This is a genomic window from Corallococcus sp. CA054B (assembly GCF_003611625.1).
Classification (GTDB): Bacteria; Myxococcota; Myxococcia; order Myxococcales; family Myxococcaceae; genus Corallococcus; species Corallococcus coralloides.
Window position 1 is genome coordinate 12766 of record NZ_RAVY01000001.1, and the last position, 13847, is coordinate 26612.

At 71.7% G+C, this 13847-nt stretch carries 10 protein-coding genes; 4 read left to right on the forward strand and 6 right to left on the reverse strand.

The genetic code is table 11. From position 1 onward, the window contains the following. Positions 1-277 precede the first annotated feature (277 nt). Positions 278-955, forward strand: a complete 678-nt coding sequence (locus D7V80_RS00065; RefSeq protein WP_120586224.1) for a hypothetical protein — start codon at positions 278-280, stop codon at positions 953-955. On the opposite strand, the gene D7V80_RS00070 is transcribed toward D7V80_RS00065, so the two are convergent. Next, a complete protein-coding gene (locus D7V80_RS00070) occupies positions 946-3081 on the reverse strand; it encodes an ATP-binding domain-containing protein (RefSeq protein ID WP_120586225.1) in 2136 nt (711 codons plus the stop codon). The two genes, D7V80_RS00065 and D7V80_RS00070, sit on opposite strands and share 10 nt — an antisense overlap. 328 nt (positions 3082-3409) lie before the next feature. On the opposite strand from D7V80_RS00070, the gene D7V80_RS00075 reads away from it, so the two are divergent. The 3 genes from D7V80_RS00075 to D7V80_RS00085 all read left to right on the forward strand — a co-directional run bounded on the left by D7V80_RS00075 (position 3410) and on the right by D7V80_RS00085 (position 8450). Further along, the gene (locus D7V80_RS00075; protein ID WP_120586226.1) at positions 3410-4258 is read left to right on the forward strand and encodes a hypothetical protein; all 849 of its coding nucleotides are present in this window, start codon (positions 3410-3412) and stop codon (positions 4256-4258) included. 95 nt (positions 4259-4353) lie between these two features. Further along, complete coding sequence (locus D7V80_RS00080; RefSeq protein WP_120586227.1) at positions 4354-7254, forward strand: carboxypeptidase regulatory-like domain-containing protein; 2901 nt, start codon at positions 4354-4356, stop codon at positions 7252-7254. A gap of 50 nt (positions 7255-7304) precedes the next feature. Next, positions 7305-8450 (forward strand): acyl-CoA dehydrogenase family protein, encoded by a 1146-nt coding sequence (locus tag D7V80_RS00085; RefSeq protein WP_120586228.1) that lies wholly within the window; start codon positions 7305-7307, stop codon positions 8448-8450. Between the two features lie 2 nt (positions 8451-8452). On the opposite strand, the gene D7V80_RS00090 is transcribed toward D7V80_RS00085, so the two are convergent. From D7V80_RS00090 to D7V80_RS00110, 5 genes are all read right to left on the reverse strand, one after another. Next, on the reverse strand, positions 8453-10024 hold the full coding sequence (locus tag D7V80_RS00090; protein ID WP_120586229.1) for a hypothetical protein: 1572 nt from the start codon (positions 10022-10024) through the stop codon (positions 8453-8455). Between the two features lie 134 nt (positions 10025-10158). Continuing rightward, positions 10159-10680 (reverse strand): DUF2780 domain-containing protein, encoded by a 522-nt coding sequence (locus tag D7V80_RS00095; protein WP_120586230.1) that lies wholly within the window; start codon positions 10678-10680, stop codon positions 10159-10161. Between the two features lie 116 nt (positions 10681-10796). Further along, positions 10797-11285, reverse strand: a complete 489-nt coding sequence (locus tag D7V80_RS00100; RefSeq protein WP_120586231.1) for an 8-oxo-dGTP diphosphatase — start codon at positions 11283-11285, stop codon at positions 10797-10799. 53 nt (positions 11286-11338) lie between these two features. Beyond that, a complete protein-coding gene (locus tag D7V80_RS00105) occupies positions 11339-12865 on the reverse strand; it encodes a pectate lyase (RefSeq protein ID WP_120586232.1) in 1527 nt (508 codons plus the stop codon). A gap of 43 nt (positions 12866-12908) precedes the next feature. Then, the gene (locus D7V80_RS00110; protein WP_120586233.1) at positions 12909-13682 is read right to left on the reverse strand and encodes a hypothetical protein; all 774 of its coding nucleotides are present in this window, start codon (positions 13680-13682) and stop codon (positions 12909-12911) included. Positions 13683-13847: the final 165 nt, after the last annotated feature.

Below are 13847 nucleotides of genomic sequence, written 5' to 3' on the forward strand. Positions count from 1 at the left end.
CCTCCAAAAGGGGGAGTAGTGAGTGGGGTTGCGGCCGGGGATGATACGTTTTTGTTTATCAGCCGTAAGCGGGGAAACTTCGCTTGCGGTGAAAATGGTGAATTCCATGTCGGGTGCAGCATTCCATCCGAAACGATTGGGAATGTCGTCGCGCGTCAGCTGGGATTTGAGAATTGACGCATCAGGCTATGTTTTAAATGTATCAATTGTGCGCTGCGTCGCTGGCGGGCCCTGACACGGGTTGCGGCGGATGCGGGGCGCGGGGTATGGCCTTGGCATGAGCACGCACGCGCGTTGGAAGCTGCCCCTGGGCACGGCGGGAGTCCTGGTCCTGGCGGTGGGGGCGTGGCTTGTCTTTGGCGGGCAGGCTCCGGAGGACGCCGCGCCGGCTCCGGCGCCCGCGCCCGTGACGCAGGCTCCCGCGCCGCCGCCCGTGTTCGCGTCCACGCCGGCGGTGCCCCGCGCGAAGGACGGCGGGCTGGACCTGGTGGGCGCGGCGACGGCCCAGGTGCAGGCGGCGCCGCCCGAGGAGCCCGGCCCCTATCCGGTGGACCTGGAGGCGCTGCGCGCGAAGCTGCCGGGCAACCTGTACTTCGAACTGGACGCGCCCACGAAGGACCCGGAGGAGCTGCGCCGCCGTGAGGGCGTGAAGGCGAAGTGGAACGCGCTCTACGGCAAGGTGCTGTCCAACGAGGCCTCGGAGGAGGAGGTGCACCAGTACTACGAGCACCGCCGCCAGGTGTCCGAGGACGCCATCGCCTTCGCCACCACGATGCTGCAGGACTACGGCGACAAGCTGCCGTCGGAGCACCGGGGCCTGCTGGAGCTGAGCGTGAACATGCACCGCACGCGCCTGGCGGAGATTCCCCGCCAGGAGTCGGAGGCGCTGTCTCGCCGCGAGGCCCACGCCCAGCGGCAGAAGGAGTGGCGCGCGGGCGGCGGCCGTCAGCCCTGAAGCAACGCGTCCGCGCCGGGGAAGGTGCGGATGAGCGGGGAGCGCACGGCGGAGGAGGCCACCCACAGCTGGTGGGAGGAGCGCGTGACGGCCACGTGCAGCCTGCGGCGGGCCTCGTCGTCCGCGGGGTAGGCGCGCGCGGTGACGTCCGGCAGGACGACGTAGTCGAACTCCAGGCCCTTCACGTTGTCCACGTCCGTCACGTCCACGCCGGGCTCGAAGGAGAAGTCGCCCTCCAGCACCAGCCTCGCCCAGGGCATCTCCCGGATGACGCGGTGGAAGGACTGGGCGGCCTCGCGGCTGCTGGCGATGACGCCCACCGACGCGTGCGGCTCGCGCAGCACCAGGTCGCGCAGGGCGTCTCCCAGGAAGAGCCACGCCTGGGCCTCGTCGGGGAAGTGGTGGAAGCCCACGGGGGCGCCCTCGCGGCCGGCCTTCGCGGCGGTGGCCGGGGACTGGGTGCCCAGGACGTGCTGCGCCAGTTCCACCACCGGGCGCGGGCAGCGGTAGGACACCTGGAGCCGGCAGGTGGCGGCGTCGCGGATGCCCAGCTCGTCCAGGGCGGCGTCCCAGCCGGCGAAGCCCGCCGTCGTCTGTTGCACCTCGTCCCCGGCGAGCGTGCAGCTGCGGCTGTCTCCGAGCAGCTGGCTGACGACGAAGAGCTCGAAGAGGGAGAAGTCCTCCGCCTCGTCCAGCACCACGTGGGCCAGCCGCTCCGCGCCCAGGGCGCCTCGCTGCGCCTTGAGGAACATGAGGACGGGCAGGTCGTCCGCGTCCACGGTGCCCGCGAGCGCGTCCGGCGTGTCCGCTTCAATCGCGCGCCCGTCCACGGTGACGAGCCGGTCCTCGTCGAAGCCCTTGTACTGGCGCGACAGCGGCGTGGCGGTCTGCTGCCGGGTGTGCTCCAGCACCTCCGCCACCACGGTGCGCGGCAGCTCTCCCTTCGCGTCCGCCACCACGGCCTCCAGGAAGGCGCGGTCCATGTACGCGTCCGCCAGCTTGATGCGCAGCCGGTCCAGCGTGGGGGGCAGGGCCTTGCCCTTGAAGACGGGCAGGCGGCCGGCGAGCGCGCGGCGCAGGGCGGGGTGGCGCTTGAAGCGCGAGACGAGCGCGGGCGTGTCCGGGGACAGCTTGATGCCCGGCACGCTGAAGGTGCTTCTCGCGGTGGCCAGCGACCAGGCCTCCAGCGTCTCCACGGACACCTTGCCCAGGCCCAGCGGCGCGAGCAGCCGGCGCGTGAGCCGGGCCAGGCCCTCCTCCGGGACGACGACCTTGGTGCGCGCCTGCGGGTATGTCTTCGCGTCGTCGAAGATGACCTTGGCCAGCCGGTGCAGCGCCACCGTCGTCTTGCCGCTGCCCGCGCTGCCCAGCACCAGCAGCGGCTGCTCCGGGCCGGTGCTGACGGCGGCGTACTGCTCCGCGTCCAGGAGCGCCGTCACGCCGAAGGCGTCCTCCACGTGGGTCTCGCCCCGGCCCACGCCCAGGAAGCCCGGACGCGCGGCGGTGCCGCTGCCGCCCGCGAGCACGGAGGCCGCGTCACGGCCGCGCGCGTGCCAGCGGCCCTGGGCATCGCGCTGGAGCAGGTGCGGGCCGGTGCTGATGCGGGTGAGGACGCCCTTCTCGATGATGACCAGCCGGCGCGCCTCCACTTCGCCTTCGGAGAGCCGGTCGCCGAAGTACTCCTCGAACGCGTCGCCCTCCTCGTAGTTGTAGAAGACGCGGGCGACGGGGGCGAACCTCCAGTCGATGACGCGCACGCCGGCGGAGAGGTTGGCGAAGCTGGTGCGGCCGAGCAGGTAGTCGCGCGCGCCCGTGGGCCCGGACAGGCGCAGGTGCGCGAAGTAGGGGGCGTGCGCGTCCGGCAGCGCGACGACCTCCTGCCGCTCCAGCATGGAGCGCACCTCGTTCATCTGGGTGAAGACGTGCGGCAGGTCCGCGGCGTGCGCCGTGGTGGCGTCGTCGCGCAAGACCTGGAGCTGGGCCATCAGCCCCTGCGTGTCCAGCGTGCGTTCCGCGGCCTGACGGCGCGCCTCCGCCAGCGCCTGCTGGACGCGTGACAGCAGGGCCTCTTCCTCGGCGATGAGCGCGAGCGCCTCGGGCGACAGCTCCTGCTCCTGGCCGGCCATGATGTCTTTCCTTTCCGCCCGTGGGCGTTCGTGGAGCGGGCAAGGTGAACGCTGGCCACCGCCGGGTCAACCCGTTGGATTTTCGGGCCGACTTGCTAGATTGAGGATCGCGGTGAAGGCGCCCATCCAGCGTCCCGGGTCCTCCCGCACGTGCGCTTCCCATCCACCCCGCCAGGTTGCCTCCCCGTGGGGTGGGGTGGTTGTCCGCGACTGATCGCTGAAGGGGTCTGTCTGTCGAATGGCGGCGCGCGCCGGAGGCGGGTGGCTTCTAACGGCACGCGCGGCTTGCTTCCGTCCGCATCCATCCCGAACACGGAGGATGCACCGGATGACCTCGATGAATGCGCCGTTCCGCTGGACGCTGTCACTCGCAGCCGCGCTGGGTATCGCCACGTCGGCGGGGGCGCAGGAGCCGGAGCCGCAAACGGAGACGGAGACGTCCACGTCGACCGCGACCACCACGATGAGTTCGGAGGAGATGCAGAAGTCGGGGGGACACCACCCCGAGGGGCGCGTCGGGCCGCAGTTCGCGGTGAGCGGCAACATCGGCGCCGGCCTGGGCTACGTCTACACGAACGGCCAGGCCCCGGGCGGCGGCCTGGAGGACCTGAAGATCACCGCGTCCGCGAAGGTCTCCTTCCCCATCATCGCGGAGCTGGGCTTCCGGGTGACGCCGCGGTTCTACCTGGGCGTGTGGGGCAGCTGGGAGCCGGTGCTGACCAAGAGGAACGAGCTGTCGTGCCCGGAGGGCTTCAGCTGCGACACCTTCCAGTGGCGCGTGGGGCCGGAGGTCCGCTACCACATCCGGCCGGGCTCAGGCTTTGATCCGTGGATCGGCCTGGGCGTGGGCCTGGAGATTCTCAAGAGCCACGTGGAGGGGGACACGCAGCTGCAGGTCGCGCCGAACGTGTTCGTCCCCACGCACGTGGACACGCACGTCACGGACCGGGGGCCCACCATCGCGCGCCTCACGCTGGGCGGTGACGTGCGCGTGGCGCGGTCCCTGTCGGTGGGGCCCATCATCACCGCGTCCGTGGGCCAGTACACGGTGCGCACCGGGACGCAGACGCTGGACATCACCGGCGTGGGCACCCGCGACCAGGGACTCGCCCCGGTGGATGACGGCTTCCACGCGCTGTTCACCGCGGGCATCCGAATCGCGTTCCTGCCCCTGTAGCACCGCGTGACGGTGGAAAACGAGACGCCCCCTTGGAACCTGGGGGCTGGGTGAGGTGTCTTGGGGCGCGGCTCCCCACCTCCCCCGGAGGGTGCATGTCGTCTCGCAAGGTGTTCGTCGTGGTGGCCGGGCTGGCGCTCCTGCTGGCCGGCGTCTTTGTCTGGATGCGCGCCTCCGCGCCTGCTGCGGCGGTGCGCGCTGAAGCGGTGGCGACCCCTGAGCGGCCCGCGTCCGGCCCGACGCGGGCCCCTGTGCGCAATGGGGGCGGGGCGACCGCGCCCGTGGAACAGCCCATGCGGGGCGCGGACGGGGCGTTGCGCGTGGAGACCGTCACGGCCACGGGTCCGCTCGCGGGCGCGGAGGTGACGCTGTACCTGCGAGGGCCCGCGTCCCCCGGCTCACGGCTGCCGTCGTGGCGCGTGGCGGGGCAGGGCCGGACGGATGCGGCGGGGGCGCTGGTGCTGCCCGCGCGTCCCGGGCCTTATCTCGTCACCGCGCATGCGGAAGGGCTGGCGCTGGCGCGCGCGGAGGTGACGCGTCCCCATGGAGAAGCGCTGTCCTCGGTCCGGCTCCTGCTGGAGTCCGGTGGGTCGCTGACCGGCCTGACGGTGGAGCGCGTGGGCGGAGCGCCCGTGCCGATGACGGAGCTGACGCTCACGCCGCACACCGGCTTCGAGGACGCGCTCCCCGTGTTCCTCCAGGCGGGCGCGTCGGTGCCGGACGAGGCGCGGCATGAGGCGCTCAGCGACGCACGGGGCGCGTTCGGCTTCCACGGGCTGGCGCGCGGTGAGTATCAACTGGAGGCGCGAGCCCCGGGCCACGCGCCCCGCCGCATCGCGCGTGTGCACGTGCCGGGGACGGACGTGCGCGTGGAGATGGATGGCTCCGCGTTCATCGAGGGCTTCGTCACCCGCGCGGATGGAACGCCCGCGCCGGGAGCCCGCGTGAGCGCCTGGGGCGAGGACGGCGCGGTGGAGGTGGAGGCCGGAGACACGGGGAGCTTCTCGCTGGACGTGCCGCCCGGGTCGTTCCAGGTGACGGCCCGTCACGGAGAGGCGACGGGCGCGGCCGGAGGCGCGGTCGTCGAGAGACCGGGCATGACGGTGAAGGAGGAGAGCGGCGCGGCCGAGGGGCCGATCGTCGTGGGGCCGGGCATGACGGTGAAGGGCGTGCGGATCCGCCTGGGCGGCGCGGCCTCGCTCACGGGCGTGGTGCGGCGTAGGGACTCGGGCGAGGCCATCGCGGGAGCCACGGTGGGCGTGCGCGCGCACGGCGACCGGGCGGACCTGCTCCAGGCGCGCTCGGAGGCGGATGGACGCTTCGAGGTGGGCGGACTCGCGCCGGGCGCCTACGACGTACAGGTGCGCGCTCCGGGCTTCCAGCCGCTCACGCGCACGGGGCTGGGCGTGCTCGCGGGACAGCGCTTCGAGCTGGTGCTGGAGCTCGCGGCTCCAGGGCGCATCGAGGGCACGGTGGTGGATGGCTCGGAGGCGCCGCTCCCCGGCGTGTCGGTGGTGGCGCAGCTCCGGTGGCGCCCGTTGCCGGACGCGCTGCCCTCGGTGACGGACGCGCAGGGGCGCTTCACGCTGGAGGACGTGCCGGAGGGCACCGTGTACGTCGCGGCTCGCCGCGTGGACAGCGAGGACGAAGTGCGCCAGCCCGTGCGCGTGGAGGCGGGGAAGACGGCGACAGCGCGGCTGACGCTGGTGGGCGAAGGCGTGCTGGAGGGCACCGTGCGCAAGGAGGACGGCGCACGGCCGTCCGGCGCGGTGACGGTCACCGCGCACCGGGTGGGGGCCGCGGCCTCCGAGTCCGTCGACGTGCCCGCGAAGCCGGATGGAACGTGGTCGATGCGCGTGGGCGCGGGGCGCTACCAGCTGAGCGCGTGGCTGTCCGCGCTGCGCTTCCAGAACGGCGACCAGCAGCAGGTGGTGGAGCTGGAGGCGGGCGGCCGGCGCCACGTGGACCTGGTGGTGGGTGAACCCAGGAAGCCGCTCCGCGTGACGGTGCTGGAGCCCAACGGCGCGCCGAGCGTCCACGCGACGGTGATGGCCACGGAGGCGGGTCACACGGACATCCAGGCGGAGGAGATGACGGACGCAGCCGGGCAGGCGGTGCTGGCCCTGGACGGCCTGGGCTCGGACGCGTGGCGCGTCTGGTCCACGAATGGCGGACGGCAGGGCGAAGCCGCGAGCGTGTCCGCGTCCCAGAAGGAGCTCACGCTCCAGCTGAAGCCCGCGGCCCGGCTGAGGGGCACCGTGCGTTCGGCGGGAGGCCGCGAGGTGCGGGGCTTCGCGCTGACCGTCACCGCCGCGCGCGGCGAGGACGACTTCCTCTCCTCCGTGGAGCGTCAGTTCTCCGGGGACTCGTTCCAGGTGGACGACGTCTTCCCCACGCGCGTCACCGTGACGGCCACGCTGGCGGACGGGCGCGCGGGCAAGGTGGACGTGACGCTCGCGTCCGGCGCGGAGGCCCGCGTGGAGGTGGTGGTGGACGCGGGCGGCGGCGTGTCCGGACGGCTGGTGGATGCGCGCACGAACGAACCGCTGGCGGGCGCGTACGTGGACGCGGACGGCATCGCGTCTCCCACCACGGGCGCGGACGGACGCTTCGAGCTGAAGGACCTGGCCCCGGGCGCGCACCGGCTCACCGCGTGGAGCCGGGGGCGGGAGCTGGTGGACCGGCGGGTGACGCTCGCCGCGGGGAAGACGCAGGCGTTGGGGGACTGGCGCCTGGGGCTTCAGCGCGTGGAGCCGGGGCGGCTGGGCCTGAGCTTCGGCATGACGGGGAGGGACGTCGTCATCAGCGGCATCGCGGAAGGCGCGGACGTGGCGGGCCTCCAGGTGGGGGACGTGGTGCGCTCCATCGACGGAGCGGTGGTGCTGGACACGGGTGAGGCGCGACGGCGTGAGCTGGGCGCGCCAGGCAGCCCCGCGGTGCTCGCGCTCCAGCGGAGCGGCCAGGCGCTGTCCTTCACGTTCATCCGCGCACGCTGAAGGAGGCGCGGCTTGAAAGCGCGGGGCGGGCCCTGACAGCATCCCGCGCCATGGATGAGCGCTTCACCCCGGAGCACGACGCGTTCCGCCGCACCGTGCGTCAGTTCGTCGAGAAGGAGCTGGCCCCGCACGCGCTGGAGTGGGACCAGGCCGGCGAGTTCCCCCGCGACGTGTTCCGCCGCTGCGGCGAGCTGGGCTTCTTCGGCATCAGCCATGATCCGGCCTACGGCGGCAGCGGGCTGGATTACTGGTACGTGGCCGCCTTCGCGGAGGAGCTGGCGCGAGCGCGCAACGGGGGCGTGGCGATGTCGCTCCTGGTGCAGGGGCAGATGGCCACGCCGGTCATCAACGAACTGGGCACCGACGAGCAGAAGCGCGAGTTCCTGGCCCCCGCGCTCACCGGCGAGCGCATCGCGGCGCTGGCGATGAGCGAACCGGACGCGGGCTCGGACCTGGCCCGGCTGCGCACCACCGCGCGCAAGGACGGCGACGACTACGTCATCCAGGGCGCGAAGACGTGGATCTCCAACGGCGCCCGCGCGGACTTCCTGGTGCTGGCGGTGCGCACGGGAGGGGAGGGCGCGCCGGGCATCTCGCTGGTGACGCTGCCCACGGACGTGAAGGGCTTCTCCGTGTCGAAGAAGCTCCAGAAGGTGGGCCACCGCTCGTCGGACATGGCCATCCTCTACTTCGAGGACTGCCGCATCCCCGCCCGCTACGTGCTGGGCCGGGAGAACGACGGCTTCTTCCACATCATGAACAGCTTCCACGCGGAGCGCCTGGTGACGGCGCTCTACACGGTGGCGGTGATGGACGACCTGCTCCGTGAAGCCATCCGCTACGGCCGCGAGCGTCAGGCGTTTGGAAAGCGGCTCCTGGACTTCCAGGTGTGGCGCCACACCTTCGTGGACCACGCCACCCGCGTGGAGGCGGCAAGGCAGCTCACCTATCAGGCGGTGCAGCTCTTCAATCGCAAACGCAAGCAGAAGCCGGTGAAGGAGATTGCGATGGCCAAGCTCCTCACCACGGACCTGGCCCAGCGCGTGGCCTATGACTGCCAGCAGTTCTACGGCGGCATGGGCTACGTGGAGGAGTCGCACGTCGCGCGGGCGTGGCGCGACGTGCGCATGCTCACCATTGGCGGCGGCACGTCCGAGGTGATGAAGGAGATCATCGCCGGGACGATGGCGCTGTAGCCTCAGGCGGCCTTCTGGCCCTGGGTGCCTTCCAGCCAGCGGGCCGCATCCGCGCCGTTGCCCTTCCACACCGTCGGCGTGCCGTCCACCGTGCGCCGTGCCACTTCCAGCTCCCAGCCCACCTTCACGGGGCCGACCTTGAAGCCGGGCGCCAGGGAGACGCCCCGCTGCGTATAGGACGTCTCCTTGTACTCCACGGTCGCGTCCTTCCCGGCCTTCTCGAACGCCCCCGGCACGTCGCCTTCCAGGAGCTTGCCGAACGCGCCGTTCTTCACGAGCGTGCCGGGGTTGCCCTCGATGCTGACCTCGTAGGACGTGCCCTTGCCGTTGCCCTGGACCAGGCCGGCGCCCTCCACCGTCAGCGTGACCTTGCTGCGCGAGTTCGCCGCCATGTCCTTGAGCGCGGGGCCGAGCGCGGCCTTCGGATCCTTGAGGACTTCGCCTGTCTTTGACCCGGCGGGCAGCGGGATGCGCGTCTCCACCTCCAGCTTGCCGCTGCCCTTGAGCGACGTGCCCACCTTCACGCCCGCCTTGATGGGCAGCTTCATCCGGTCCTGCCCGACGATGGACTTGTCCACCTCCAGGTTCCGGTTCGGGCCGCCGCCCACCTCCACCTGGACGGCGTCCTTGATGACGACCTCGGGCGGCTTGCCCTCCGGGAACTCGATGCGGACCGTGCGGTCCGAGCGCGCCTTGCCCCCCACGTCGAGGTTGTTCACCAGCGGGCCGCCCGGGACGGGGATGTCCGCGGCGAACTGCGCGGCGCCCGTGCCACGCAGCTCCACGGCGGCCATCTTGCTTTGCAGCCACTCGATGTCCTCCGGGGGAGGCATGTCGGCCGCGCCCGCGATGTTGGCCTGCATGCCGGTCTTCATGCGGTCCATGATGCGATTGGCGCGGGCCACCTCGGCGGGCGTCTCGAACTTGAACTCCACCTTGCCGCCACCGCCGGCGAGCAGCTTCGCGTCGAGCTTGCTGTTCTCGAAGCCCACGCCGCCCAGGACCTCCGAGTCGATGCTCAGCCGGTAGTTCGGCCCCGGCTCGCGCGCGCCCGTGGTCGGATTGGTGCGCATGCCCTCCTCGCAGCTGACTTCAATCTGCGAGCGCGTCTGGAGGCGGCCAATCTTGTAGCCGCCGTCAAAGCCGCCGGACGTGGAGAACTTGTCCCCCGGCTTCATGGATTCGAGGTCCACCTGCGAGCCCGTCACGTCGGTGCCGGCCCCCAGCACCTTGAGGGCCCCGTCCACCTTGGACTCCAGCCAGGTGAAGCCGGGCACGTTGTCGCGAGCGCTCTGCAACAGCATCTCCATCGCGCCCTGCGGCTGCGCGGTGCCGCCCACGCCGCCCGCGGCCAGGCCCTCCGGCTGCACCTGTCCCGCGACGCCGCCCGCCGCGATGCCTCCCGGACCTCCGGCCGGACCCGCGCGCCCACCGCGCACCTCGAATCCGTCTCCCGGACGTCCGACTGCGGGCCGCTGCGCCGGACGGGTCGCGGGGCCCTGCGACGGGGCCTCCGGAAGCCGGCGGGGGGCGATGGGAGCGGGGGAAGGCTGCATGCGGGACAGGAAGGTCATGACCGGGGCTCCAGGGCGGGTGGAAGCCCGCCGTTCCCCTTCAAGCCACCGCGAGCGGAATTGTTTTGCATTTCCGCCCGGTGTTTCCCGGAAGCCCCCTGGAATGACAGGGCCTTGCAGGGGCCCTGGCGCTCCTATTTCCCCAGGATGCCGCCGAGCATTCCGCCCAGTCCGCCGCCGCCCTGGGGGCCACCGCCGCCACCGGAGCCGCCCGCGAGCAGGGGCATCACGGCGAGGATCTTCCCCACCAGGCCCGGGTCCAGGCGGGACTTGAGGAAGTTGAGGAGCAGGGGAGCCACCAGGGTGGCCTTGCTCGTGTCCAGGTTGAAGCGCTGGAGGATGGCCACCACGCCGGCCACCTCTCCCGCGTGGGCCGCCGCGCCGCCCAGGGCGCCCATGAGGCCGCCACCGCCACCGCCACCACCGAGCATGCCGCCCAGGGCGCCCATGAGGCCGCCACCGTCGCCCGCCGGGGCCTGCGCCTGCTGCTGCCAGCCCTGCATCTCCGGGATGGCCTGGTCCATCTGCCGGGCCGCGTCCGGACCGACCTTCTCCTGCACCGTGCCCTGCACCAGCTTCAGGAGCGAACCCGCGAGCCCCTGTGCCTGCGTGCCATCCACTCCAAGCTGCTGCGAGAGCTGTCCGATGAGGTCCATGCGCCGCGCTCCTTCACGTGAGTCCCAATGGGGAGGCGGCGGTTGTAGCGGTCCGGGCCGGGGAACTGGCCGGAAAACCGGCGCGAGCGTTGGTCGGAGGACGCCCGGAGGGGGCCCTACAGTCGGGTGAAGGACCAGCTCAGCGCGCGGCCCCCCTCGTAGGGCATGACGCCGTGGAAGGGGCGCGGGTCCGCGTCGAACACGAGCGGCAGGAAGTGCCGGTCTCCGTCCCACAGCGACAGGGACAGGATGGAGGACACGGGGACCCAGGACAGGGAGCCCTCGGCGTTCTTCTCCAGGGGTGTGCCCTCGAAGGCGTCGATGCGGAAGATGAAGCCCAGCCAGTCCTCGCCGTGCTTGCCGAAGCCGGGCCAGGACAGGGTGCCGCGCAGGACCATGCGCGTGCACTCGATGCCGGCCTCCTCGCGAATCTCGCGGCGCATGCACGCCGCGATGTCCTCGTCGCGCTCCATCTTGCCGCCCAGGCCGTTGTACTTGCCGTAGTGGGCGTCCTCCGGCCGGGCGTTCCGGTGGATGAGCAGCACCTGCTGGCCGTCCGGCGACATCACGTAGCCCAGCGTGGCGACGATGGGAGTGTAGGGCATGGCCCCGGTTCGTCGCCTGATTCGGGCAGGGCGTCAAGCGGCGCGGAACCGCTTCAATAATTCCAGGCGGCGCAGTCGGTCGTCGTGCGTGTGACGAACTCCGCCAGCGTGCGCAGGTTCCGCGCGAACGTGCTCGTGTCCAGGTAGTCGCCCGGCGTGGCACCACTGCGCGGGCCGCCCGGGTTGTACGTGGTGATCCACCGCTCGTTGTTCACGGCGGTGTCCACGGCCTGGGCGGTGTCGGCGCGCAGTTGCTGGCACGAGCGCTTCATCACGGTCGTGTCGGTCGCCAGCCGGTCGTACTCCGCGCGGATGGCGGCGAGCTGCGACGGAACCTCCCAGGCGTAGTTCTGGTACGTCGGCGGCGCGGTGGAGAACCGGACCGGGTAGCCGCCAGCCTTCACCGTGTAGAAGCCGATGTTCGACGGTGCGGTGTCGTCGAGCTCGATGTAGCGGGAGAGCAGGGTGTCATTGGCGTAGTCAACGCTCTCCAGGTACGCGAGCGCGGTGCCGACCGCGGCGCGGTTCGCCGGGACGCCCGGGTCGAGCTGGTAGAGGCGTAAGAGCGCCCACATGACGTCCTGGCTCTCCTGGCCGGCAATCGCAGGCGCCTCCCAGCTGCGCGCCCAGCGCGGCTGCATCTGGAGGTCATATTGCTGCGCCCAGGCGGGCTGGGGCTGCGGCATCTGCGCACGGCGGAGGAAGTCACCGAACGCGGTGCGCATGGACTGATACGTCGCGGCCTGCGCGGGATAGATGTCCTTGGCCCAGGACAGCATCTCCACGAAGGACGTCGCCAGGTTGTCGTTCAGCGTCGGGTCGTCCCAGTACTCGTTCGTGTAGGAATTCGCGTAGCAATTCGCCAGACCGCACGCGGTGCCAATCGAGGGCGGATAGCTCGCAAGGAGCGCGGGTCGCGCGGCGACGGGGCCGGCGAACCCCTGGGGGAAGCCGCCGTTCGTGGGGAACTGCGAGGCCTCCACCCGCGCGCGGGCGTACGCGGAGGAACCGGAGATGTCCGCGTTCGCGAACCCGAGGAGCTGGTCGGTGCGCATCATCGCGATGAGCGCGTTCTGCGTGACCTGGTCGTCATAGGCCGTCACCGTGCAGCCGCCACAGCCACAGCTCGCGGTGGTGTTGAGGTAGCAGGCCCGGATGGTCGGAGTCGGCTTGAAGTCCGCGTAGAGGCGCCAGCCCCCGGACTTCACCTGCCCGTGGCGCAGCGCCATCGCCGCGTCCAGTGCATAGGTCTTGAGCGCCGGGGTGGCCGGGTCCGCGAGCGCCGCTTCGACGAACGCGATGGTCACGTCCGACGTCCCGGGCGACTGGATCATGATCTGATCCGCGTCGAGCTGGATGTCGCCCCAGCGCTCGTTCAGGTTGCTGGCGTTGTGGTGCCACGCATAGCCGCCATGGCGCGCGACGTTGTCATGGAAGTACTTCGCCGCGTTCCGCATGCGGCCCAGCGCCTTCTGCCTCAGCGGCGTCGTGGCCGCCTGTTCGGACTCACCGGGTTCGGTGTCCGGTGAAGCACAAGCCAACGCGGAGAGGACGAGGACGAGTGCGAGACGGTCTGGCATGGAGGTGAGACGTAACACATCCATGCCAGACCCTCGGTGGAGGCTAGAAGCAGCGCGCCCGGCCGGACACATCGACCTGGCCGGAGGCGCCGCCCAGGTACCAGTAGCCGTTGCTCTGGAAGGTGCGGACGTACTCACCGCCACCCTCGAACTTGCCCCGCACGTACGTCAGGGCGCAGGCGCGGCCCGCCACGGGGTCCATCAGCTTCGCGGCCCCGCCCTGTCCCCAGCCGAACTCGTCGGTGTAGTTCGTGGACGCGACGCAGCGCGCGCGCACCCGTACGCCGCTCTGGCTGGAGTTGCCGTTCAGGTACCAGTAGCCGTTCTCGACATAGGCGCGGACCCACTCGCCGCTGCCGTGGAACTTGCCGGCGATGCCGGTGATGAAGCACACGCGGCCCGCCGCCGTGCCCATGGACACCGGGTACGCCATCGACTGCGTCCACTCGTATTGCTGGGAGGCGGTCGCGTCCACGCAGCGCGCCGCGCCCCGGATGCCGGACTGGTTGGAGGCCCCTCCGAGGTACCAGGAGCCGCCGCTCTCCGTGATGTCGATGCGCTCACCGGCGCCCTCGAAGTCTCCGCCCACGCGGGTGAGGAAACACGCCCGGCCCGCGCTGGCGCCCAGCGGCGTGAGGGCCTGGCCCTGCGTCCAGGTGAACTCGCCGCTCGCCGCGAGCTCCCCCTCCTGCGTGGCCAGCAGCGGCGTCTCAGGGGCGGCCGGATTCGCGGTGCCGGACGGCAGGTCCTCGGGACCGCAGCCCCACAGCAGGGCGGGGAGCGACAGGGCGACCAGGGCGTGACGGAGCTTCGACATGATGGGGATGTCCTCGGTGATGGGATGGATGACGTGGGACGCCCCAGCCTCGTGCCGGGGCGCCGCCGCGCCGTGCTCCTGCCTTGAGCAATGCGTGTGCCGAGGGCCTCGCGGGGCCCTCCCACTCGGGAGGACCGGCTCGCGCGCGTCCGGGAGGCACGGTCC